Source organism: Streptomyces sp. NPDC002265, from assembly GCF_040296125.1.
Classification (GTDB): Bacteria; Actinomycetota; Actinomycetes; order Streptomycetales; family Streptomycetaceae; genus Streptomyces.
Genome location: NZ_JBEOWS010000002.1, coordinates 70,677 through 93,295, shown reverse-complemented (window position 1 = coordinate 93,295; position 22,619 = coordinate 70,677). Strand labels below are relative to the sequence as shown.

Annotated in this window: 24 protein-coding genes and 1 riboswitch; of the genes, 11 read left to right on the top strand and 13 right to left on the bottom strand. The window is 73.1% G+C overall.

Annotated elements, in window-relative coordinates; all coding sequences use genetic code 11:
* Positions 1–151 precede the first annotated feature (151 nt).
* From ABT085_RS00850 to ABT085_RS00840, 3 genes are all read right to left on the bottom strand, one after another.
* Positions 152–544 carry an SCO2097 family morphological protein gene (locus tag ABT085_RS00850; RefSeq protein WP_351600102.1) on the bottom strand — a complete coding sequence of 131 codons (393 nt, stop codon included), beginning with the start codon at positions 542–544 and terminating at the stop codon, positions 152–154.
* Between the two features lie 267 nt (positions 545–811).
* Complete coding sequence (locus ABT085_RS00845; RefSeq protein WP_351600100.1) at positions 812–1,582, bottom strand: methyltransferase; 771 nt, start codon at positions 1,580–1,582, stop codon at positions 812–814.
* A gap of 240 nt (positions 1,583–1,822) precedes the next feature.
* On the bottom strand, positions 1,823–2,341 hold the full coding sequence (locus ABT085_RS00840) for an SAV_6107 family HEPN domain-containing protein (RefSeq protein WP_351600098.1): 519 nt from the start codon (positions 2,339–2,341) through the stop codon (positions 1,823–1,825).
* Positions 2,342–2,490: 149 nt separating this feature from the next.
* Between ABT085_RS00840 and ABT085_RS00835 the strand changes: the two genes are divergently transcribed.
* The 5 genes from ABT085_RS00835 to ABT085_RS00815 all read left to right on the top strand — a co-directional run bounded on the left by ABT085_RS00835 (position 2,491) and on the right by ABT085_RS00815 (position 8,830).
* Entirely contained in the window at positions 2,491–3,402 is a 912-nt protein-coding gene (locus ABT085_RS00835) for an ATP-binding cassette domain-containing protein (RefSeq protein WP_351600096.1), read from the top strand.
* Entirely contained in the window at positions 3,374–5,458 is a 2,085-nt protein-coding gene (locus ABT085_RS00830; RefSeq protein WP_351600094.1) for a YhgE/Pip family protein, read from the top strand. The genes ABT085_RS00835 and ABT085_RS00830 overlap by 29 nt, the downstream gene beginning before the upstream one ends.
* 47 nt (positions 5,459–5,505) lie before the next feature.
* A complete protein-coding gene (locus tag ABT085_RS00825; protein ID WP_351600092.1) occupies positions 5,506–6,135 on the top strand; it encodes a TetR/AcrR family transcriptional regulator in 630 nt (209 codons plus the stop codon).
* 452 nt (positions 6,136–6,587) lie between these two features.
* The gene (locus ABT085_RS00820) at positions 6,588–7,223 is read left to right on the top strand and encodes a DUF4126 domain-containing protein (protein ID WP_351600090.1); all 636 of its coding nucleotides are present in this window, start codon (positions 6,588–6,590) and stop codon (positions 7,221–7,223) included.
* A gap of 107 nt (positions 7,224–7,330) precedes the next feature.
* Positions 7,331–8,830 carry a phytoene desaturase family protein gene (locus tag ABT085_RS00815; protein ID WP_351600088.1) on the top strand — a complete coding sequence of 500 codons (1,500 nt, stop codon included), beginning with the start codon at positions 7,331–7,333 and terminating at the stop codon, positions 8,828–8,830.
* Positions 8,831–8,867: 37 nt separating this feature from the next.
* Here the strand turns inward: ABT085_RS00815 and ABT085_RS00810 are convergent, their stop codons facing one another.
* The 6 genes from ABT085_RS00810 to ABT085_RS00785 form a co-directional block, all read right to left on the bottom strand.
* The gene (locus ABT085_RS00810) at positions 8,868–9,875 is read right to left on the bottom strand and encodes an SCO2102 family sporulation regulator (RefSeq protein WP_351600086.1); all 1,008 of its coding nucleotides are present in this window, start codon (positions 9,873–9,875) and stop codon (positions 8,868–8,870) included.
* 56 nt (positions 9,876–9,931) lie between these two features.
* Positions 9,932–10,855 (bottom strand): methylenetetrahydrofolate reductase [NAD(P)H], encoded by a 924-nt coding sequence (gene metF / locus ABT085_RS00805; protein WP_351600084.1) that lies wholly within the window; start codon positions 10,853–10,855, stop codon positions 9,932–9,934.
* Positions 10,856–10,970: 115 nt separating this feature from the next.
* On the bottom strand, positions 10,971–11,627 hold the full coding sequence (gene thiE / locus ABT085_RS00800) for a thiamine phosphate synthase (protein WP_351600082.1): 657 nt from the start codon (positions 11,625–11,627) through the stop codon (positions 10,971–10,973).
* A gap of 111 nt (positions 11,628–11,738) precedes the next feature.
* Positions 11,739–12,104: an Rv2175c family DNA-binding protein gene (locus ABT085_RS00795; protein WP_005478255.1), complete on the bottom strand. Its 366-nt coding sequence runs from the start codon at positions 12,102–12,104 to the stop codon at positions 11,739–11,741.
* A gap of 56 nt (positions 12,105–12,160) precedes the next feature.
* The gene (locus ABT085_RS00790) at positions 12,161–13,417 is read right to left on the bottom strand and encodes an NAD(P)/FAD-dependent oxidoreductase (RefSeq protein WP_351600080.1); all 1,257 of its coding nucleotides are present in this window, start codon (positions 13,415–13,417) and stop codon (positions 12,161–12,163) included.
* A gap of 48 nt (positions 13,418–13,465) precedes the next feature.
* Entirely contained in the window at positions 13,466–13,822 is a 357-nt protein-coding gene (locus tag ABT085_RS00785) for an avidin-fold protein (protein ID WP_351600078.1), read from the bottom strand.
* 52 nt (positions 13,823–13,874) lie between these two features.
* Positions 13,875–13,986, top strand: a riboswitch (TPP riboswitch).
* Between ABT085_RS00785 and thiO the strand changes: the two genes are divergently transcribed.
* The 3 genes from thiO to ABT085_RS00770 all read left to right on the top strand — a co-directional run bounded on the left by thiO (position 13,984) and on the right by ABT085_RS00770 (position 16,175).
* A complete protein-coding gene (thiO, locus tag ABT085_RS00780) occupies positions 13,984–15,150 on the top strand; it encodes a glycine oxidase ThiO (RefSeq protein ID WP_351600076.1) in 1,167 nt (388 codons plus the stop codon). (Overlaps the previous riboswitch by 3 nt.)
* Positions 15,147–15,377: a sulfur carrier protein ThiS gene (thiS, locus tag ABT085_RS00775; protein WP_351600074.1), complete on the top strand. Its 231-nt coding sequence runs from the start codon at positions 15,147–15,149 to the stop codon at positions 15,375–15,377. Before thiO ends, thiS begins: the two co-directional genes overlap by 4 nt.
* Before the next feature lie 3 nt (positions 15,378–15,380).
* Positions 15,381–16,175: a thiazole synthase gene (locus ABT085_RS00770; RefSeq protein ID WP_351600072.1), complete on the top strand. Its 795-nt coding sequence runs from the start codon at positions 15,381–15,383 to the stop codon at positions 16,173–16,175.
* Between the two features lie 145 nt (positions 16,176–16,320).
* Here the strand turns inward: ABT085_RS00770 and pknB are convergent, their stop codons facing one another.
* A complete protein-coding gene (gene pknB / locus ABT085_RS00765; protein ID WP_351600070.1) occupies positions 16,321–18,249 on the bottom strand; it encodes a Stk1 family PASTA domain-containing Ser/Thr kinase in 1,929 nt (642 codons plus the stop codon).
* 139 nt (positions 18,250–18,388) lie between these two features.
* Here pknB and ABT085_RS00760 point away from each other — a divergent pair, with 139 nt between their 5' ends.
* Positions 18,389–19,267: a deoxyribonuclease IV gene (locus ABT085_RS00760; RefSeq protein ID WP_351600068.1), complete on the top strand. Its 879-nt coding sequence runs from the start codon at positions 18,389–18,391 to the stop codon at positions 19,265–19,267.
* Between the two features lie 31 nt (positions 19,268–19,298).
* On the opposite strand, the gene ABT085_RS00755 is transcribed toward ABT085_RS00760, so the two are convergent.
* Positions 19,299–19,931, bottom strand: a complete 633-nt coding sequence (locus ABT085_RS00755) for a sulfite oxidase-like oxidoreductase (protein ID WP_351600066.1) — start codon at positions 19,929–19,931, stop codon at positions 19,299–19,301.
* Between the two features lie 175 nt (positions 19,932–20,106).
* Between ABT085_RS00755 and bfr the strand changes: the two genes are divergently transcribed.
* Complete coding sequence (gene bfr / locus ABT085_RS00750) at positions 20,107–20,586, top strand: bacterioferritin (protein WP_314222655.1); 480 nt, start codon at positions 20,107–20,109, stop codon at positions 20,584–20,586.
* A gap of 77 nt (positions 20,587–20,663) precedes the next feature.
* Here the strand turns inward: bfr and ABT085_RS00745 are convergent, their stop codons facing one another.
* Complete coding sequence (locus ABT085_RS00745; RefSeq protein ID WP_162468861.1) at positions 20,664–20,888, bottom strand: (2Fe-2S)-binding protein; 225 nt, start codon at positions 20,886–20,888, stop codon at positions 20,664–20,666.
* Positions 20,889–21,038: 150 nt separating this feature from the next.
* On the bottom strand, positions 21,039–22,394 hold the full coding sequence (locus tag ABT085_RS00740; protein ID WP_351600064.1) for a class II 3-deoxy-7-phosphoheptulonate synthase: 1,356 nt from the start codon (positions 22,392–22,394) through the stop codon (positions 21,039–21,041).
* A gap of 112 nt (positions 22,395–22,506) precedes the next feature.
* On the opposite strand from ABT085_RS00740, the gene ABT085_RS00735 reads away from it, so the two are divergent.
* On the top strand, positions 22,507–22,563 hold the full coding sequence (locus ABT085_RS00735; RefSeq protein WP_152890175.1) for a trp operon leader peptide: 57 nt from the start codon (positions 22,507–22,509) through the stop codon (positions 22,561–22,563).
* Positions 22,564–22,619: the final 56 nt, after the last annotated feature.

Genomic DNA, 22,619 nt, shown 5'->3' with positions numbered 1-22,619 from the left:
CGCCCCGGCACCACAGGGCGCCACCGGCGCCCCGGCCCCCCCCCGGGGGCGGGACCGCCCGCCCGGGCAAACCGGGGGGGTCGCATCCCCGGGGGGTTGACCCCCGGGGGTGGCCCCCCCCCTCGGTCATGCTCGGGGAGCTTTCGGAACCTCAGTGGCCCTGCTCGTCACGACGCCGCTGCCAGCGCTGTTCGATGCGATCCATCATGGACCGCTTGGCTCGTGTCTGACGGCGCGGCTGCTGCCCGGCCCCGGCAGGCTGTTCGCCTGGCTTGGGTGCCTTGCGCCAGCCGGTCACGGCGAGCACCGCGCACCCCAGCATGACGAGGAAGCCCACCACGCTGAGCCACACCTGCTTGGCGACCATTCCGGCCATGAGGAGCGCAATACCTACGAGGAAGCCCGCGACCGCCTGGTAGACCCGCCGCCGGGTGTACGTACGCAGCCCGCTTCCCTCAAGCGCCGACGCGAACTTGGGATCTTCGGCGTACAGCGCTCGCTCCATCTGCTCGAGCATGCGCTGCTCGTGCTCCGAGAGCGGCACGGAGTCCTCCTCATCGTGCAGTCGCCGGGGCGACCCGGGGGGTCCCTTCAGGATAGGCAGGGAATCGCCCCCGTGAAACCCGCCCCTCTACACCAATTGGCCAACCAGAATCCGGCATGAACGTTCGGGCTCGCTGAGGCTTCCATTCCCCGGCGGCCGCCCCGTCATGCCGGGTGGTCTGCCTCGATCATACGGCGGACAGCGCCCGAACGGGGGGCCTGTGGCGTACTCCATCTGCGGCCAAGCCCCTGATCAGCGACGCACCGCTCAGGCCTCGGCGGCCTCGTGCGTCTCACCGAGCACATGGAGCTGGGTGGCCACGGAGTGGAAGGCCGGCAGTTCGGCCGCGGCCTCCTCCAGCTTCAGCAGCGCCTCCAGGGCTCCGGGCTCGGTGTCGACGAGCACGCCGGGGACGAGGTCGGCGAAGATCCGCACGCCGTGCACGGCGCCGACCCTGAGACCGGCGCCCTCGACCAGCCCGGTGAGCTGCTCGGCGGTGAAGCGGTGCGGCACGGGGTCGCCCGCTCCCCAGCGGCCGTCCGGGTCGCTCAGGGCCTGGCGGGCCTCCGTGAAGTGACCGGCGAGGGCCCGCGCGAGCACGGCGCCGCCGAGCCCGGCCGCGAGGAGGCTGAGGACACCCTCGGTCCGCAGCGCGGCGACCGCGTTGCGCACGCCCTCGGCGGGGTCCTCCACGTACTCCAGGACGCCGTGGCAGAGCACGGCGTCGTACCCGCCGCGCTCGACCACGTCGAACAGTCCGTGCACGTCGCCCTGGACGCCCTGCACCCGGTCGGCGACCCCGGCCTCGGCGGCGCGGCGCTCCAGCGCGAACAGCGCGTTGGGGCTGGGGTCGACGACGGTGACCCGGTGGCCGAGCCGGGCGACGGGAACGGCGAAGTTGCCGCTGCCGCCTCCGCTGTCGAGGACGTCCAGCGACTCACGCCCGGTGGCCTTGACCCTGCGGTCGAGGGCGTCCTGGAGAACCTCCCAGACCACGGCGGTACGGAGGGAGGCACGGGGGCGCATCGGGTCCGGCACGGCAGTCGACTCCTCGGCACGGCACCGCCTCTGGTACGGCGGAGCGAACGGGGGTGCCGTCCCGGCCCGGTGCGCGGGCGGCGGGACGGCTTCAGGCGTTGTCCACCCTATTGCCTCGGACCCCTCCCCCGGTCATCGGACCGCATGCCGGCCGGGCCCCGCACGGGCTCCGACGGCAGCGCGCCGCGCGGGAGGTCCGGGGCCCGGCCCGCGGGTCCGTCGCGGCCGGTACGGGGCCGGTCATCCCGCGTCCTGGCGTGCCTGCGGAAGCACCGGCTGGAGCACCAGCAGCCGTTCGACGATGCGGACGAACATCGCCACGTCGCGTATCAGGTCGTCGGCGTCCCGGCGGCTGGCGGCCCCCTGGATGCCCGCCTCGGCCCGGGCGCGCCGCCGGGCCCCGGCGGCGAACAGCGCGCTCCACTCGGTGAGTTCGGGCGCGATCTCGGGGAGCACTTCCCAGGCGCTGCGGATCCTGGGCCGGCGCCGGGGGTTGGACTCCGGGCGGCCGCGCGCGGCGAGCACGGCGGCGGCGGTGCGCAGGGCGGCGAGGTGGGCCGTCGCGTAGCGCTCGTTCGGTGTTTCCAGGACGGCGGCCTCGTCGAGTCCGGCACGGGCCTGGGCGAGCAGGTCGAGGGCGGCGGGCGGGGCCGTGGTCCGGCGCAGCACGGGGTGCACGTCGCTCGCCGGTCCGGTCAGTGAGGGGGCAGGGCCGGTGGCGCGGCGCCGGTGGGCGGCGGCTGCGTTCGAGCTGGCCATGACGAACCTCCTGTCGTCTGGTGACGGCACTGTGGCCGTATGTGCCCATCGTGCGGTATGCCACTGACAATCCGTTCCGACCTGGGCTTTTGCTTCGAGCGAAGGTTCGGGTTAGTTTTTGCACTGACCAGTCAGTTCAAAAATAGGGGATGAACGGGATGGGCATGGGGGGAGCCGGGGACGGCGCCGCCGTCACGGCCCGGGACTTCGGGCTCGAGGGCCCCCGCGGCTGGGCGTTCCGCGGGGTCTCGGTCGAGGCCGAGCCGGGCGCGCTGATCGCGATCGAGGGACCGTCCGGGTCGGGCCGCACCAGCCTGCTGCTCGCGCTCACCGGGCGGATGAAGGCGACACGGGGCACGGCGACCGTGGGCGGGGTGCGGCTGCCGAAGCAGTCGGCGGGGGTGCGCCGGCTCGCGGCACTGGCGAACGTGCCCGGTGTCACGGACCTCGACCCCGCCCTGACCGTCGGCGAGCATCTGCACGAACGGGCGCTGCTCCAGCGGCGGTTCGGGGACTCCCTGCGCGGGCTGCTGCGCCCCCGGGCGGAGCGGTCGGCCGAGGAGCGGCTGCGCGTCGGCACCGCGCTGGCCGCCGCGGGCCTGGACCCGGCGACCCTGCCCAAGGGCCCGCGCACCGCCGTACGCGACCTGGAGCGGCTGGAGGCGCTGCGTCTGTCCGTCGCGCTGGCGCTGATCGGACGGCCCCGCCTGCTGGGCGTCGACGACACCGACCTCAAGCTCTCCGCGGCCGAACGGGCCGACGTGTGGGAACTGTTGAGGTCCCTCGCCGACGCCGGGACCACGGTCGTCGCGGTGTGCAGCGAGGCCCCCGAGGGCACGACGGCCGTCTCCGCCCGGCCGGCCTCCACCACGGAGACCGGCCCCGACGCGGAGACCGGCCCCGGGACCGACACCGACACGGATCCCGGCACGGATCCCGAAACCGACCCGGAAGCCGAACCGGAGTCCGGGCCGGAAAGCGGCCCGGAAGCCGGCCCCGGAACCGACCCCCAAGCGAAGAAGGAGGCGGCCGATGCGCTCGCCGAAACTGGCCGCTCTTGAGCTCCGCCGCTTCCGCCGGGGCAAGCTCCCCTGCGCCGCCCTGATCGCGCTTCTGCTGCTGCCGCTGCTGTACGGCGCGCTCTACCTGTGCTCGTTCTGGGACCCGTACAGCCGGCTCGACCGCGTCCCCGTGGCCCTGGTGAACGAGGACGAGGGAACCCGGGTCGGCGGAAAGCGGATCGACGCGGGCCACGACCTCACCGAGGGGCTGCGCGACAGCAGGACGTTCGAGTGGCACGAGGTGAGCGCCGCCGAGGCACGCGCGGGCGTGGAGAACGGCACGTACTACCTGTCGCTGACCATGCCCGCCGACCTCAGCCGTCGTATCGCGTCCAGTTCGGGCGACTCCCCCGAGACGGGCGCGCTCCAGGTGCGCACGAACGACGCGAACAACTACATCGTCGGGCAGATCTCGCGGACGGTGTTCGCCGAGGTGCGCACGGCGGCGTCGACGAAGGCGTCGCGGTCCTTCCTGGACCGGATCTTCGTCTCGTTCTCCGACATCCACGGGCAGACGGTGAAGGCGGCCGACGGCGCCGACCGGCTCAAGCACGGCATCGGCAAGGCCGAGCAGGGCTCGAAGGACCTCGCCGACGGGCTGGCGGACGCCCGCACCGGCAGCACCGAGCTCGCCCGGGGCCTGAAGAAGCTCGACTCGGGCGCGGGCGACCTGGCGGACGGCTCGCGGCAGGTCGCCGAGGGCACCCAGGCGCTGGCCGACCGGGTCGACGGCATCGCGGACACGGTGGGCCCGTTCGTCGCGGACAACGAGAAGACCATCGGGGACACCGCCCGGCTGGTCGCCGACTCGGCGGGCGCGATCCGCCGCAACCTCGGCGTCCTGGTGAAGACGGCTCCGGCGGCCGCCGACGGCGCCCACGCGGCCTCGGACACCCTGCACGACGTCTACGAGCGGCGCTGCACGGCCCCGGTGCTGCCCGACGCCGCCTGCGCCGATCTGAAGAAGGCCCAGGAGGCCGCCGCCGACGTGGCGTCGATCGCCGACGACCTCAACACCCTGATCGCCGACCAGAACGGCGACCTGAAGAAGCTCGACGGGCAGCTCGCTCTGCTCCAGAAGCAGGCCCGGGCGCTCGCCGACCGCGCGCCGCACCTCTCCGAGGACCTCGACGACGCCGTCTCCAAGATCGACAAGCTGAACGCCGGCGCCACCCGGGTCGCCGCCGGGGCGAAGCGGCTGCACACCGGACTCGGCACCGCCCGGACCGGCGCGAGCGACCTCGACGCGGGTGTCGGCCGGCTCGGCTCGGGCGCCGACGACCTGAGCGGCGGCATGTACAAGCTCGTCGACGGCTCCGGCACCCTGGCCGGCGGCCTGCACGACGGCGCCGCGCGGATCCCCGACTACGACGAGCAGGACCGCGACCGGCGCACCGGGGTCATGGCCGACCCGGTCAAGCTGGCCTCGCAGAACCTGCACAAGGCGCCCAACTACGGCACCGGGTTCGCCCCGTACTTCATCCCGCTGTCCCTGTGGGTCGGCGCGATGGTGGCGTACATGCTGATCCCGCCGATGAACCGGCGCGCGCTCGCCGCGGGCGCCCCGGCCTGGCGGATCGCGCTGGCCGGCTGGCTGCCCGTGGTCGCGGTCGGCGTGCTCCAGACGACGGCCCTGATGGCCGTGCTGCACTGGGCGATCGGGCTGGAGATGACCCGGGCGGCCGGGACCGTCGGCTTCCTGTTCCTGGTGTCGGCGTGCTTCGCGGCGCTCGTGCAGTGGCTCAACGCGCGCTTCGGGGCGGCGGGCCGGATCCTCGTCCTGGCCCTGCTGATGCTCCAGCTGACGTCCGCAGGCGGCACGTACCCCGTACAGACCAGTCCGCGCTTCTTCGACGCGATCCACCCCTTCCTGCCGATGAGTTACGTCGTCGCGGCCCTGAGGCGGCTCATCACGGGCGGCGGTCTGGGCCCGGTGTGGCAGGCGTGTGCCGTGCTCGCCGCGTTCACCGCGGGTGCCCTCGCGCTGACCGCGCTGTCGGCGCGCCGCCGCCAGGTGTGGACGCTCGACCGGCTGCACCCGGAGCTGACCCTGTGATCCCCCGGGGACCGGTCCGGGCCCCGGTTGCTGTGAGAATCGACGCCATGGAAAGCAGCAGCGCCACGTCGGGCGGCAGCACCCGCCGCGAGGCCACCCGGCAGAAGCTCTACGAGGCCGCCGTCACGCTCATCGCCGAGCAGGGCTTCTCCGCCACCACGGTGGACGAGATCGCCGAGCGTGCCGGGGTCGCCAAGGGCACGGTCTACTACAACTTCGCGAGCAAGTCGGTCCTCTTCGAGGAGCTGCTGCGGCACGGCGTGGGACTGCTGACCGCGTCCCTGCGGGACGCGGCCGTGCGTACCGAGCGCGAGGGCGGCACGAAGGTCGACGCCCTGGACGCGATGATCCGCGCCGGGCTCGTCTTCATCGACCGCTACCCGGCCTTCACCCAGCTGTACGTGGCCGAGCTGTGGCGGACCAACCGGGCCTGGCAGTCGACGCTCATGGTGGTCCGGCAGCAGGCGGTGGCCGTCGTCGAGGGCGTGCTGCGCGAGGGCATCGAGGGCGGCGAGTTCAGCGACGAGATCGACGTGCAGCTGACCGCGGCCGCGCTGGTCGGCATGGTGCTGGTGGCCGCCCTGGACTGGCAGGCGTTCCAGCCGGAACGGTCGCTGGACGACGTGCACGCGGCGCTGTCCCGGCTGCTCCAGGGCCGGGTCAGCGGCGGCCGCTAGCGCCTGTCCGGCGGTGCCCCCGCCGCGCGTGGCCCGGGCACCGCCCCCGCCGCACGCGGCCGCACGCCGCGCCCCGCGCGGCGCACACGAACGTGCGGCGCCGCCCCGCCGGCGCCCCCCCGGGCCCGTCCCGGACCGCCACTTCGCCGTACCCCCGTGTTTCCCGTGTCCCCGTGCTCCCCCGTCGGTTCCCCGTTCGGTCGTTCCCCCGGGATCCCCCGTGTCTCGCTCCCGCCGACCGGGTCGGCGGAAGGAGCGGTCGAGGGCCGGACCGTTCCGCCGCCCCGTGTCGGCGGTGCCGGACCATGGCCCCTTCCCGTGCCTCCACTCTCTCGTTCCCGCAGGTCGCGCCCCATCCGCGCGCGTACTCATCTCGCCCGCTGGGTACAGGTACTCAGTCCTGCGCACCTGCGCCCATGACGTGCCGTCCCCGCATGGCTACGATCGCGGACGTGTCCGTACTCCCTCTGGTGTTCACCAGCGGCTGGGCCAGTGGCATCAACGCCTACGCGCTGGTGCTGCTGCTCGGCGTCTTCGGCGCGACCGGGGTGAGCGACGAGATCCCCGCGGCCCTCCAGCGGCCCGAGGTGCTCGCCGTGGCGGGCGTGCTGTTCCTGTGCGAGGCGGTCGCCGACAAGATCCCGTACGTGGACACCGCCTGGGACTCGGTGCACACGCTGGTCCGGCCGGTCGTCGGCGCCTGGGTCGGCGCGCTGCTCGCCGGGCACAGCGGTTCGCTCTCCGACGTGGTCGGGGGGCTGGTCGGCGGTTCGACGGCGCTGGCCGGCCACACCGTCAAGGCCGGGACGCGGATGGCGGTGAACACCTCGCCCGAGCCGTTCAGCAACCTGATCGTGAGCATGGCCGAGGATCTCGGGGTCGCCGGGATCGTCACGTTCGCGATGTTCCACCCGCTGCCCGCGGCGATCGTCGCGGGTGCGCTGCTGCTGGCGGGGCTGGTCGTGCTGTTCCTGCTGGTCTCGCGGATCCGGCGGTTCCTGCGCCGCCGGGCCCAGCGGCGCGAGGAACGCCGGCTCGGCCGCGAGGAGCTCGGGCCGGCCGCGCGCCCGGGACGGCCGCCGGACTGACCGGCCGCAGACCGACCGGCCGCAGACCGACCGGCCGCAGACCGACCGGCCGCCGGACCGACCGGCCGCGGCCCGGGCTGTCGGTGGCGGTCGATAAAGTCGCAGGCATGGCACGGATTGCGGTGATCGGCGCCGGGATGGGCGCGATGGCGGCCGCTGCCCGGCTGGCCGTCGCGGGCCACCGGGTGGCGGTGTACGAGCGGACGCGGACGTACGGCGGTGCGGTGCGCCGCTTCGAGCGGGACGGGTTCGGCTTCGACACCGGTCCCGGCCTGCTGCCGGTGCCCGCGGTCTACCGGGACCTGTTCGTCAAGACCGGCAGAGCGCCGCTGGAGGAGTGCGTCGAGCTGGTCCAGGTCGACCCGTCCGCGCGGCACGTCTTCGCGGACGGCTCGGAGGTCTCGCTGCCCAACGCCTCCCGCGCGGGCGTCGTCTCCGCCCTGGACCTGGCCCTCGGGGCGGGTGCCGGGCAGCGCTGGGGCGACTTCCTGGTGCGGGCCCGCGAGGCCTGGGACCGCACCCGCCGGCCGCTGCTGGAGGAACCCCTGTGGGCCGACTGGGCGGTGCTGGCCGAGCGTGAGCCCTACCCGGCGGTCCCGCACAAGCGGCTGCTGCGCACCCGGCAGGCCGGCACGCTCGCCGAGATCGGCGCGTGGGAACTGCGCGACCCCCGGCTCACCGCGCTCCTGGAGAGCCACGCCCTCGGCTACGGCCTGGATCCGCGGGACACCCCGGCGAGCGCGGCCGTGCTGCCGTACATGGAGCACGCCTTCGGCACCTGGTACGTCCGCGGTGGCATGCGCGAGCTGGCGCGCGCGGTGTACGAGCGATGTCTGGAACGCCGGGTCGAGTTCGCGTTCGAGACCGAGGTCCGCCGGATCCTGGACAAGGACGGGCGGGCCGCGGGGGTGGAGCTGGCCGACGGGTCGGTGGCGGAGGCGGACCACGTGGTGGCGGGGGTGGCGCCCGAGCGGCTGAGCGCCATGACCGGGCACGAGCTGTACGGGCCCGAGGACCTGCGGCCCGCGGCCGCGGCCGGGCCCGGTCCCGGCCGGTTCACGGTGTTCCTGGCACTGCGCGGGCGCCCCGGGCCCGATGCCGTCCACCGGACGGTGGTGCACGCCCCCGACCGCACGGCCGAGCTGGACCGCCTGCACCGCGCCACGGACGAGCCGGCGCGGCCCACCGTGACGGTGCTGCGGCCGGACGACCCCGCCCTGCGCCCCGACGGGGAGCACGAGTCCGTGGTGCTGTCGGCCGTGTCGCCGCCCGGTGCGCAGGGTACCGAGGAGCGGTTCGCGGACCTGCTCGTCGAGGCCGCAGAACAGGCCGTGCCCGGGCTGCGCGAGCGGCTGCTGTGGCGCGAGGTGCGCGCCCCGGGCGCCGGGGACGAGGGGACGGGGTCAGGGTTCGGCGCGCTCGGCGCCCCCGCGCTGGCCGCCGGTGCCGGCCGCTTCCTGCGGGCGTCCAACGTCACCGCGCTGCCGGGGCTGTACCGGGTGGGCGGCCGGTCGCATCCCGGCGGGGGTCTCCCGCACGCCGGGATGTCGGGCGCGCTGGTCGCCGGACTGATCGTGGAGGGGCCGGACTTCCGGGGCTCGCAGTGAGGGCCGCGGCCCCGGGGGCCGACCGGCCCCCGGGCCGTCAGAAACGGTACTGCTCGTCGTAACCGTTGCCGTTGCCCTGCTGCTGGCCGTTGCCCTGGTGCTGGCCGTCGCCCTGGTACGGGTACTGCTGCTGCTCCTGCGGGAGTTCGCCGCCGTACTGGCCGTCGGTGCTGCGCTGCTGCGGCACCCACACCCCACCGGCCGGGGTCTCGCCGCCGTAGCCGCCGGCGTACTGGTCCTGGCCGTAGTTCTGCTGGTCGTACTGGACGCCGTAGCCGGAGGTGTCGTACGAGGTGCCGCCGCCGTAGGTCTGGGTGCCGATGTACGGGTCCGAGTAGGCCGCGTACTGCTGCTGCTGGCCGGTGGTGTCGTAGCCGTACTGCTGGTAGCCCGAGTAGCCGTCGTAGGAGTACGACTGGTCGGCGCCCTGGGCGGCCGTCGCGTACTGGTCCTGGGGCTGGCCGTTGGCAGCGTAGGAGTTGTTGTTGTAGACGCCGTAGGAGCCGGTGTCGTCGGGCATCGGCTGCGGCTCGTACACCGCGGTGCTCTCGGCGGCCGCGGGCTCGCCGGAGCGGTCCGCGGTGAACACGTCGTCGCGCTCGTAGCCGTCGTCCTGGAGGTAGGCCGCCTTCTCCGGCTCGTACGCCGCCCTGTCGTCGGCGTGGTCACCGTCGTCGTAACCGTCCTCGGGGCCCTCCGGACCGACGACGTCCAGGTCCGGGTCCTGCTCCCCCCGGCCGCGGCGGCGCGCGAAGCCCGCGACGGCGCCGATGCCCTCGTCGTCCTCGTCCGGACGCTTGACCGCCCAGCCGGCCGCGAAGCCGCGCCGGAACGACAGGGTGACGTAGGTCTGGCCGACCGCGAAGGCGGCGGCGCCCAGTCCGATCACGATCACGGACGGGATGAGCACACCCAGCACGACGCCGAGGAAGCCTCCGAAGGCGAGCAGCCGCCAGCGCAGCCGCGCCTTGTACTGCAACAGCACCTCGCCGAGCAGCCACAGTGCGACGATGCCGAACGCGATGTAGAGGACCGTCCAGCCCATGTACGCCCCTCTCCCAGTGGCCGCTACGCAGTGTGTCGTATCCGGGTACGGCCGGTCTAGGCCTGCGGTGGGTGGTGCAGGCCCAGATTCTCGTAGATTTCCAGCGTAGCCGTGGAGTTGTTGAGCGTGATGAAGTGCAGTCCGGGCACTCCCTCGGCCTGAAGCCGCGCGCAGAACTCCGTGGCGTATTCGATGCCAATGGAGCGTACAGCGGCCGGATCCTCTTTCGCTGTGAGGATCCGCTCTTTCAGGGCCTCCGGGATCGCTGCGTTGCTCAATTGTGGCAGTCGTTCCAGCATCTTGACGCTGGTGACCGGCATGACCTCGGGGATCACCGGGGTCGCGCAGCCGGCCGCCTCCACCCGGTCGCGCAGCCGCAGGTACGACTCCGGTTCGAAGAACATCTGCGTGATGGCGTAGTCGGCGCCGGCCCGGCACTTGTCGACGAAGTGCGCGACGTCGGACTCCCAGTCGGCGGAGCGCGGGTGCATCTCCGGGAAGGCGGCCACACCCACGCAGAAGTCGCCGGACTCCTTGATGAGCCGGACGAGTTCGGCGGCGTAGGTCAGACCCTGCGGGTGCGGCACCCAGGCGGCCATGGGGTCGCCGGGCGGGTCGCCGCGCACCGCGAGCATGTTGCGGATCCCGGCGTCGGCGTACTGGCCGATGATGTTGCGCAGCTCCGCGACGGAGTGGTCGACCGCGGTGAGGTGGGCGACCGGGGTGAGGGTGGTGTCCGAGGCGATCTGCTCGGTCGCCCGCACGGTGCCGGAGCGGGTGGAGCCGCCCGCGCCGTACGTCACGGAGACGAAGTCCGGGGCGACCGCCTCCACCCGGCGCAGCGCGTTCCACAGGTTGCGCTCGCCCTTCTCCGTCTTCGGGGCCCAGAACTCGAAGGAGTGGACCGTCTTGCCGGTGGCGAGCATGTCGCGCACGGTACGCGCGCGGTCGGTCCGGGTGGACGCGGTTCCAAGGGCCATACCCGCAGGTTAGCCAGGGGGCGGCGGACACCCAACCGAATGCGGGAAATTTGCCCGAATTGTCGACTTGTTGTCCATCCCTTGGACAGGACGCCGTCCGGCGGCGCCCGGGACGTCAGGCCTTGCGCAGCCGCTCGGCGAACTCCGCCGCCGCCGCGCCCGGGTCGTCCGCGCCGGTGATCGCCCGTACCACGACGACCCGCCGGGCGCCCGCGTCGAGCACCTCGTCGAGGTTGCCGAGGTCGATGCCGCCGATCGCGAACCAGGGACGGCCGGTGCCGAGGGCGGTGGTGTGGCGCACCAGGTCGAGGCCGGGCGCGTGGCGTCCGGGCTTGGTGGGCGTCGGCCAGCAGGGGCCGGTGCAGAAGTAGTCCACGCCGTCCTGGACGGCGGCGGCCTCCGCCTCGGCCGCGGAGTGCGTGGAGCGGCCCACGAGGACGTCCTCGCCGAGGATCGCGCGGGCGGCGGGGACCGGGAGGTCGCCCTGCCCGAGGTGGAGCACCCTGGCCCCGGCGGCGTGGGCGACGTCCGCGCGGTCGTTGACCGCGAGCAGCTTGCCGTGCCGGGCGCAGGCGTCGGCCAGGACCGCCAGATGTTCCAGCTCCTCGGCCGCCTCCATGCCCTTGTCGCGCAGCTGCACGATGTCGACCCCGCCGGCCAGGACCGCGTCCAGGAACTCCGGGAGGTCGCCCTGCTCCTTCCGGGCGTCCGTGCAGAGGTAGAGGCGGGCGTCGGCGAGCGCGGCGCGTGCGGTGGTGGCGGTGTCGGGCATGCGTGGGTCCCCCCGGAGCCCCTGGCGGGGCGGTGTGCGATGGCGTACGGCCGCGGTGCACCACTGCCGCGGGCCGCGGCCGTACGCCGGACGGTTGTTCGGATCAGCAGGTCAGACGGCGAGCGCCTGGGCGCGGCGCTTCACCTCCGTGCCGCGATTCTCGCTCAGGGCCTGCGCGGGGGTGCCGGGCAGGCTCGGGTCGGGAGTGAACAGCCACTCCAGCATCTCCTCGTCGGAGAAGCCGTCGTCCCGCAGCAGTGTCAGGGTCCCGGTCAGGCCCTTGACGACCTTGTCCTCGTCGATGAAGGCGGCGGGGACGTGCAGCGCCCGGTTCTCGCCCCGGCGTACGGCGATGAGCTGGCCCTCCTTGACCAGCTGCCGCACCCGGGTCACCTCGACGTCGAGCATCTCGGCGATGTCGGGAAGGGTGAGCCAGGCGGGGACGAGAGCATCAATCTTTGCGTCAATCTCGGTCACGCCTTCAAGACTGCCATCCCGGACCGACCGTGCACAGCCGGGCTGCCCCCGGCGGGCTACGCCGTCGCCGCCTTCAGCGGTCGCGCGGGGTCCTCCAGCAGCACGGGATCCATCGCCGCCCCGGCCTCGATCAGCCGCCGGCCCTGGGCCAGGTCACGGGGGCGCCCCACCGCGAGCAGCGCGACGAGGCGGTTCTCGCGCAGCCAGCACACGGTCCACGCGGGACCGGCCGGGTCGCCGCGCCACACGGTCGTGTCGGCGCCGGCGTGGTGGCCCGCGTACTGCACGAAGCGCCCGAACTGCTCGGACCAGAAGTAGGGCACCGGGTCGTAGCTCACCGGGGGTTCGCCGGTGGCGTCGCCGACGATGTTCGCCGCGACCGTGCGCGGCCCCTGGAGGGCGTTGTCCCAGTGGTGGACCAGCAGGCGCTCGCCGTACCTGCCCGAGGGGAAGGAGGCGCAGTCGCCGACCGCGTAGACGTCGGGGACGGAGGTGCGCAGGCAGGCGTCGGCCAGGACCTCTCCGTGCGGGCCGAGGGCGATGCCGGAGCCGGCCAGCAGATCCGTGGTGGGGCGGGCCCCGATCCCGACCACGACCGCGCCCGCGGGCAGCCGGGTGCCGTCGTCGAGCACCACCTCGCCGGGCTCGATGTGCGCCACGCGCGCGTGGGTGCGCAGCTCGGCGCCGCTGTCGGCGTACCAGGCGGTCATCGGGGCGGCCACCTCGGCGGGCAGCGCGCCGGACAGCGGACGGTCCGCCGCCTCGACGACCGTCACCGCGCAGCCCGCCTCCCGGGCGGCCGTCACGAACTCCGCGCCGATCCAGCCCGCGCCGACGACCACGATGTCGTGCTGCCGGGCCAGTACCGGCCGCAGCCGCGCGGTGTCGTCGAGGGTGCGCAGCAGGTGCACGCCGGGCACGCCCTCCGTGCCGGGCAGCCGGAGCGGTTCGGCCCCGGTGGCGAGGACGAGGACGTCGTAGGGCACCGCGGCCGGGACCGTGCCGGAGCCGGCGGTGTCCACCTCCCGGTCGTCCGGGCGGACTCCCAACACCTCGCAGCCCAGGCGCAGTTCGATGCCGAGCGCCTCGAACTCGACGTCGAAGGCGGAGCCCTCGGCCTTGCCGAGCAGCACGGCCTTGGACAGCGGAGGCCGGTCGTAGGGCTGGTGGGGCTCGGCGCCGAGCACGGTCACCGCGCCGGTGAAGCCCAGCTCCCGCAGGGCGACCGCGGTCTGCACCCCGGCCATGCCCGCGCCGACGACGACCACGCGCCGCTGTCCCGAGGTCACTCGTTGCTGCGTCTGCTCGCTCACTCGATCACCATAGACAACCGGCCGTCCGCCGCTCGGAGGGCGGCTCCGTCACCGGCGCCCCGGCTGCCCGGCCGGCTGCTCGACCACGCTGGTCCCGCTGCCCGGCCGCGACTCCCACTCCCAGGTCTCCTCCAGCCGCACCCGGCCGTCGGGGAGTTCGACGACCGTCGACGCACAGTGCCCGCTCGACGTGGTGCCGTCCTGCACCAGCTGGACGTACCGGAAGTCGAGCCGGTCACCCGTACGAGTACCCACCAGCCGCCCGCGCACGACGTCCCCGCCCGCGTACTCGGCCCAGATCGCGCCGTCCTCCTCGTGGTACGTGAACCGGGTGCGGGTGCCGACCTGGCCCGCGGCCTGGTCGGCCACCGGGGCGAGGACGAGACCGTCGAGCGAACGGGCCATGGGCGAAGGCTCCCTTACTGAGATTTACGGCGTCGGGCTAGGGTGGTCAACGTAAAGCACTCGCGGGAGCCCGGACGCACCGGGCTGAGAGGGAGGCTGGCGGCCTCCGACCGTACGAACCTGATCCGGGTCATGCCGGCGAAGGGAGGGGCTGGACGCCCATGTCGCCTACGCGTACGTCAGACGTCCTCGTCGTGGGGGGCGGGATCATCGGACTCGTGACGGCGTGGCGGGCCGCGCAGCGCGGGTTCGCCACGGCCGTGGTGGATCCCGAGCCCGGCGGCGGGGCCGCGCAGGTGGCGGCCGGGATGCTGGCCGCCGTCACGGAACTGCACTACGGCGAGCAGACCCTGCTCGGCCTGAACCTCGCCTCCGCCCGCCGCTGGCCGGACTTCGCGGCGGAGCTCACCGACCGCACCGGCCACGACCTCGGATACCGCCGCTGCGGCACGCTCGCCGTGGCGCTGGACGCCGACGACCGGGCCGAGCTGCGCGAACTGCACGTCTTCCAGCGGCAGTCGGGGCTGGAGTCCGAGTGGCTGTCCGGACGGGAGTGCCGGCGGCTGGAGCCGATGCTCGCGCCGAGCGTGCGCGGCGGGCTGCGGGTCGACGGCGACCACCAGGTCGATCCACGGCGCCTGGCGGCCGCCCTGGTGGCCGCCTGCGAGCGGTCGGGGGTGGTGTTCCACCGGGAGTGGGCCGAACGGCTGGAGGTCACCCGGGAGCGGGCGGCGGGGATCGTCACCCGCGAGGGCGCGGCACTGGCCGCGGGACAGGTGGTGCTCGCGGCCGGCAGCCTCAGCGGGCGGCTCGCGGGGCTCCCGCCGGACGTACGGCCGCCGGTGCGGCCCGTGAAGGGGCAGGTGCTCCGGCTGGCCGTGCCGCCCCGGTACGCGCCCTTCCTGAGCCGGACCGTGCGGGCCGTGGTGCGCGGCGGGCATGTCTACCTGGTGCCGCGGGAGAACGGCGAGCTGGTCGTCGGCGCGACGAGCGAGGAACTGGGCTGGGACACCACGGTGACCGCGGGCGGCGTGTACGAGCTGCTGCGCGACGCGCACGAGCTGGTGCCGGGCCTGACCGAGCTGCCGCTCACCGAGACCCGGGCCGGGCTGCGCCCCGCCTCCCCGGACAACGCGCCGCTGCTCGGCCCGGCCGGACTGGACGGTCTGCTGCTGGCCACCGGGCACCACCGCAACGGGGTGCTGCTCACCCCGGTCACCGGCGACGTGCTCGCGCACACGCTGGCCACCGGCTCGCTGCCGGACGAGGCCCGTCCCTTCACCCCCCGGCGGTTCGCCGCCGCCGCACTCACGGAGCAGCCCGTATGAGCACCCCGGCCACCCCCGCCCCCGCCGTCACCGTCTCCGTCAACGGGGAGCCCCGGCTGATCGCGGCCGGCACGGCCCTCGACGTCCTGGTGCGCACGCTCACCGCGGCGCCGTCCGGCGTGGCCGCCGCGGTCAACGAGACCGTCGTCCCGCGCGGGCAGTGGCCGGTCACGGCACTGTCCGAGGGCGACCGGGTCGAGGTCCTCACCGCCGTCCAGGGAGGCTGACCGATGGCCGACGATCCCTTCGTCCTCGGCGGTACGCCGTACTCGTCCCGGCTGATCATGGGTACGGGCGGTGCGCCCAGCCTCGACGTGCTGGAGCGCGCGCTGGCCGCCTCCGGCACCGAGCTGACCACGGTCGCGATGCGGCGGGTGGACGCCTCGGTGCACGGATCCGTGCTGTCGGTGCTGGAGCGGCTCGGGATCCGGGTGCTGCCGAACACGGCCGGCTGCTTCACCGCGGGCGAGGCCGTGCTGACCGCGCGGCTGGCCCGGGAGGCGCTCGGCACCGATCTGGTCAAGCTGGAGGTGGTCGCCGACGAGCGGACGCTGCTGCCGGACCCGGTCGAGCTGCTGGACGCGGCGGAGACACTGGTGGACGACGGGTTCACGGTGCTGCCGTACACGAACGACGATCCGGTGCTGGCGCGCAGGCTCCAGGACGTGGGGTGCGCCGCGGTCATGCCGCTCGGGTCGCCGATCGGGTCGGGGCTCGGGATCCGCAACCCGCACAACTTCCAGCTGATCGTCGAGCAGGCGCAGGTGCCGGTGATCCTCGACGCGGGCGCCGGTACGGCGTCGGACGTGGCGCTGGCGATGGAGCTGGGGTGCGCCGCCGTGATGCTCGCCTCGGCGGTGACCCGGGCGCAGGAGCCGGTGCGGATGGCCGCGGCCATGCGGCACGGGGTGGAGGCGGGGCGGCTGGCCCGGCTGGCCGGCCGGATCCCCCGGCGGCACTTCGCCCAGGCGTCGTCACCGGCATCCGGACTGGCCGCACTCGACCCGGAGCGTCCTGCCTTCTAGGACCTGTCCGGGGCGCCGCGGCAGGCGGGACGTTCGAGTCTCGCCCGGAGTGCCGCGGCGGGCGGGGGTTCGCCCCCCGCCCGCTGTTCTGCGCTGGTCCCCCGGGCCCTGCGGGCCGGTCCACCGGAGGGGCCGACGGCTGCGGTCACCGGATGGTGATCGTGACCGTCGATCCCTTGGGCGCCTTGTCGCCGCCCTTCACCGACTGCTTCTTGACCGTGTCGCCGAACAGACCGAGCAGGCCCCGGTCCTCCTCGACCTGGAATCCGGCGGCCTCCAGCCGGCTCCTGGCGTCGTCGACACCGGCGCCGACCACGTCCGGGACCGCGACCATCTCCGGGCCCTTGGACAGCGTCAGCGTCACCGTGTCGCCCTCGGCCGCCTGGCCGTCGGCGGCCGGGGTCTGCTCCGCGACCTGCCCGGCGTCGTACTCCGAGTTGACCCGGGTGGTGGCGATCTCCGCCTTCAGGCCCGCCTCCGTCAGTGCGGCCCTGGCGTCCGCCAGGTCCTGGCCGGTCACGTCCGGCACGTCCACCGGGCTGCCCTTGCTGACCGTGAGGGCGACCGCCGCACCGGAGTGCCGGGTCGCACCGGGCTGCGGGTCGGTGGCGACCACGAAGCCCCGGGGCACGTCGTCGCTGAACGCGCGGGTGACCAGGCCCGGCTCCAGCCCGCTGTCCTTCAGCACCGCCCGCGCCTTGTCCAGCCGGTATCCCGCGAGGTCCGGCACCTTCACCGTCTCCGGGCCCTTGGACAGCGTGATCGTGACGGCGTCGTGGTCGCGGATGCGCGCCCCCGGCGCGGGGTCCGTGCCGATGACCGTGCCGCGCTCGACGGTGTCGCTGTAGGCCTCCTTGACCGTGCCGACCTTCAGCCCGGCCGCCTCCAGCCGGTTCCTGGCCTGCGCCTCGGTCTTCGCCAGCAGCGGCGGGACCTTGGTGAACTGGCCGGAGTTGATGTACCAGACGCCGGTGCCGACACCGAACACCACCAGCACGGCCGCGACGACCAGGGCGAGCCGCCGGGCCCCGGAGGCGTCCCGGCGCGGCGGGAGCGGCGGCGGGCTCTGGAGCCTGCTGGTGCGCTGGAAGCCCGCCCCGGGCTCGTCGTCCTCGTTGACGGGCAGCGGCCGCGGCACGGTCAGTGACCGCGGGATGACGCTCGTACGGTCCTCGGCGTTGTCGTGCGACGGCGCCACCGCCTGCGGCGGCAGCGCGTCCAGCTGGTCGTCGCTCAGCGCCTCCCGGGTCCGGCGCAGCTCGGCCAGCATGTCCACGGCGTCGTGGGGCCGGACGTCCGGGGTGCGCGCGGTGGCCGACGCGACCAGCTCGTCCAGCGGGTACGGCAGCCCCGGCACGACGGCCGAGGGCGGCGGCACGTCCTCGTGGAGGTGCTTGTAGAGCACCACGGCGGGGGAGTCCCCCTCGTGCGGCCGGTCGCCGGTCAGCATCTCGTACAGGACGACACCGCACGCGTACACGTCGACACGTGGATCGGCGGTGCCGTTCTCTATCTGCTCGGGCGCGAGATACGAGACGGTGCCCAGCACCGTCCCCGTGGTGTTGGTGACCGTGTCCACGGACCGCACCAGCCCGAAGTCGGCGACCTTGACCCGCCCGTCGTCCCCTATGAGGACGTTCTCGGGCTTCATGTCCCGGTGCACGAACCCGGCCCGGTGGGCGGCGCCCAGCGCGGCCAGCACCGGCTCCAGGATGTCCAGGGCGGCCCGCGGCTGCAGCGCCCCGCGCTCGCGCAGCACGTCACGCAGGGTGCAGCCGGCCACGTACTCCATGGCGAGGTACACGTACGACCCGTCGGTGCCCTGGTCGAAGACCTGGACGACGTTGGGGTGCGCGAGCCGTGCGACGGACTTCGCCTCCCGGATGAACCGTTCGACGAAGGAGCCGTCCACCGCGAGCGTCGGGTGCATCACCTTGAGCGCGAGGACGCGGTCCAGGCGGGTGTCCACGGCCCGGTAGACCGTGGCCATCCCGCCGACGGCGATCCGCGCGTCGACGCGGTACCGGCCGTCGAGCACCTGGCCGACGAGGGGGTCCTGAAGGGTCGTATCCACGAGCCGAGTCTACGAGCCGTCGCGCACGGACCTCCTGCGGAAGCCCGGTATCGGGTGGTACTGAAGCTGACCTGTGACGCTTCGCGGAAGGGGTGCGGCCGGTGCCGGGGCACGGCCGGCGCCATGACACCCTGAACGGGTGAGACACGAGCAGTCCGGCCCCTCCCGCAACCCCGTCGGCGGTCACGTCCCCGTGGCCGGCGGCCTGAACTCGGTGGGGCTGGCGTACGCCCGCGACCTGCGGGCGGAGGCCGTGCAGGTCTTCGTCGCCAACCCCCGCGGGTGGGCCACCCCGTCGGGCAGCCCGCGGCAGGACGAGGAGTTCCGCGCGGCCTGCGCGGCCGGGTCGATCCCCGCGTACGTGCACGCCCCGTACCTGATCAACTTCGGCTCGCACACCGAGGCGACCGTGGAGCGGTCCGTGGAGTCGCTGCGGCACTCGCTGCGGCGCGGGCGGGAGATCGGCGCGCTCGGCGTGGTCGTGCACACCGGGAGCGCGACCGGCGGGCGGGAGCGGTCCGTGGCCCTGCGGCAGGTGCGGGAACACCTGCTGCCGCTGCTGGAGGAGCTCACCCACGACGACGACCCGTACCTGCTGCTGGAGTCGACCGCGGGCCAGGGCTCCTCGCTCTGCTCCCGGACCTGTGACTTCGGGCCGTACTTCGAGGCGCTGGACGCCCATCCGAAGCTGGGCGTGTGCCTGGACACCTGCCACATCTTCGCGGCCGGTCACGACCTGACCGGCCCGGACGGGATGCACCGCACCCTGGACCTGCTGGTGGACACCGTCGGCGAGGGCCGGCTGAGGCTGATCCACGCCAACGACTCCAAGGACGTGGCCGGTGCCCACAAGGACCGGCACGAGAACATCGGCGCCGGTCACATAGGCGAGGAGCCGTTCCGGGCGCTGATGACCCACCCCGCGACGGCGGGGGTGCCGCTGATCATCGAGACGCCGGGCGGCAAGGAAGGGCACGCTGCCGACGTGGAGCGGCTGAAGAAGCTCCGCCACTGCTGACCCGGGGCCCGGAACCCGGGGCTCGGAGCTCTCAGAGCTCGGGGCCGTCCCCGGGCTTCTCCTGGTACGAGTAGCGCTGCTCCTGCCAAGGGTCGCCGATGTTGTGGTAGCCGCGCTCCTCCCAGAAGCCGCGGCGGTCGGCGGTCATGTACTCCACACCGCGGACCCACTTGGGGCCCTTCCAGGCGTACAGGTGCGGGACGACCAGGCGGAGCGGGAAGCCGTGTTCCGCCGTGAGCAGCTCGCCGTCCTTGTGGGTGGCGAAGATGGTGCGCTCGGCGGCGAAGTCCGCCAGCCGCAGGTTGGAGCTGAAGCCGTACTCCGCCCACACCATCACATGGGTGACAGCCGGCGCGGGCGGGGCGAGCTCCAGGATGGCGCGCGCCGGGACTCCGCCCCACTCGGCGCCGAGCATGCTGAACTTCGTCACGCAGTGCAGATCGGCCACGACGGTGGTGTACGGCAGGGCCGTCAGCTCCTCGTGGTTCCAGCAGCTCTTGTCACCGTCGGCGGTAGCCCCGAAGACCCTGAACTCCCAGCGCTCGGGTCGGAACTTGGGTACCGGTCCGTAGTGCGTGACGGGCCAGCCGCGCTGGATCCGCTGTCCCGGCGGAAGCTCGGACCGTGCCGCTTCGCCTGATTCGCACTCCACCGGATGACCCATGCCTCCATCCTGACAGACCCCGGACAGTGCCCATGACCAAGGGAACAAAGCCACCCAAAACGTACTGAGCATGCACTTACTTACTAAGTACGCACTTACTGGACGATCTTCTACGGCGGTGCAATCATGCGCCCGCAACCACAGCAGTTCCCCCACGTGGAAGGAGCCTGACGCGATGCAGGGCGACCCCGAGGTCATCGAGTTCCTGAACGAGCAGCTCACCGGTGAGCTCACCGCGATCAACCAGTACTTCCTGCACGCGAAGATGCAGGAGAACTTCGGCTGGACGAAGCTCGCGAAGTACACGCGGCACGAGTCGTTCGACGAGATGAAGCACGCCGAGGTGCTCACCGACCGGATCCTGTTCCTCGACGGGCTGCCGAACTACCAGCGCCTGTTCCACGTGCGGGTGGGCCAGACCGTCAAGGAGATGTTCGAGGCCGACCGGCAGGTCGAGGTGGAGGCGATCGACCGGCTCAAGCGCGGCATCAAGGTGATGCGCGAGAAGGGCGACATCACGTCGGCGAACATCTTCGAGTCGATCCTGGAGGACGAGGAGCACCACATCGACTACCTCGACACCCAGCTGGAGCTGGTGGAGAAGCTCGGTGAGGCGCTCTACCTCGCGCAGCTCATCGAGCAGCCGGAGAGCTAGGGCCGCGGAACCAGGGCCCGTCCGGCTCCAGGCGGCCTCGTGCAGGCCTGCCCCAGGAGGCCTCGTCCGGGCCTGTTCTAGGCGGCCTCGTCCAGGGCGGACAGGACCGGCTTGCCCTGGTCGGCCATCTCGCGGCGCGGGCACGCCCCACGGCCGAGGATGGCCTGGATCCGCCGTACGCACGAACCGCAGTCGGTGCCCGCCTTGCAGGCCGAGGCGATCTGGCGCGGGGTGCACGCGCCGTCCGCCGCGTGCTTCTTGACCTGCGCCTCGGTCACCCCGAAGCAGCTGCACACGTACACGCGGATTCACCTCCCGACGGGATCGCTCAGTCTTGCCGTCCCGATGATCGGTGAGGCTTACCTAACCTTACCCGGCACACAGAACCCGCAAAAGTGCGAGAGGGCGCGGATCGCATGTGATCCGCGCCCTACTGCAATTAATCGTTCCGGTTACTGGTCCCGGTACATCTCCGCGACCAGGAACGCCAGGTCCAGCGACTGGCTGCGGTTCAGGCGCGGGTCGCAGGCCGTCTCGTAGCGCTGGTGCAGGTCGTCGACGAAGATCTCGTCGCCGCCGCCCACGCACTCGGTGACGTCGTCGCCGGTGAGCTCCACGTGGATGCCGCCCGGGTGCGTGCCCAGGCCCTTGTGGACCTCGAAGAAGCCCTTGACCTCGTCGAGCACGTCGTCGAAGCGGCGGGTCTTGTGGCCGGAGGCCGCCTCGAAGGTGTTGCCGTGCATCGGGTCGGTCACCCAGGCCACGGTGGCGCCGGAGGCGGTGACCTTCTCGACCAGCTCGGGCAGCTTGTCGCGGACCTTGTCCGCGCCCATCCGCACGATGAAGGTGAGACGGCCCGGCTCACGATCGGGGTCGAGGCGGTCGATGTACCGCAGCGCCTCCTCGGCCGTGGTCGTCGGGCCGAGCTTGATGCCGATCGGGTTGCGGATCTTCGAGGCGAACTCGACGTGCGCGTGGTCCAGCTGCCGGGTGCGCTCGCCGATCCACACCATGTGCGCCGAGACGTCGTACAGCTGTCCGGTGCGCGAGTCGACCCGCGTCAGGGCGGACTCGTAGTCGAGCAGCAGCGCCTCGTGCGAGGAGTAGAACTCGACGGTCTTGAACTCCTCCGGGTCGGTGCCGCAGGCCCGCATGAAGTTCAGCGCGTTGTCGATCTCGCGCGCCAGCTGCTCGTAGCGCTGCCCGGACGGGGACGACTTCACGAAGTCCTGGTTCCAGGCGTGCACCTGGCGCAGGTCGGCGTAGCCACCCGTGGAGAAGGCGCGCACCAGGTTGAGCGTGGAGGCGGAGGCGTTGTACATGCGCTTCAGCCGCGCGGGGTCCGGGATCCGGGCCTCTTCGGTGAAGTCGAAGCCGTTGACGGAGTCGCCCCGGTAGGTGGGCAGGGTCACACCGTCACGGGTCTCGGTGCCCTTGGAGCGCGGCTTGGAGTACTGGCCGGCGATCCGGCCCACCTTGACCACGGGCACGGACGCGGCGTACGTGAGGACGGCGCCCATCTGGAGGAGGGTCTTGAGCTTGGCCCTGATGTGCTCGGCGGACACCGCGTCGAAGGACTCGGCGCAGTCACCGCCCTGGAGCAGAAACGCGTCCCCTCGGGCGACGGCGGCCATCCGGGCGCGCAACTGGTCACACTCGCCGGCGAACACCAGGGGCGGATACGACTCGAGCTCGGCGATCACATCGCGCAGAGCCTCGGCATCCGGGTACTCGGGCTGCTGCGCCGCGGGCAGGTCTCGCCAAGTCGCCTGAGCGGCGACACTTCGGGAATCAGCGTTCACGGTCACGCTCTCAACACTACGGGGTCGCAGCGGGTCCTTTTCGCCCGGCTCGACAGGTGAGACGACCTATCACTCATGTGAGACACCCCGGCCCCCGGCATGGGGTAGGGTGCGTCGCATGTACGCGCTTTCGACCCAGAACTGGTGGTGGACCGCTCATCCGGCGGCCCACTGACTGCGCGTACGCACGACTTCGCGAAGGCCGCCCGAGGGGCGGCCTTCGGTGTTTTC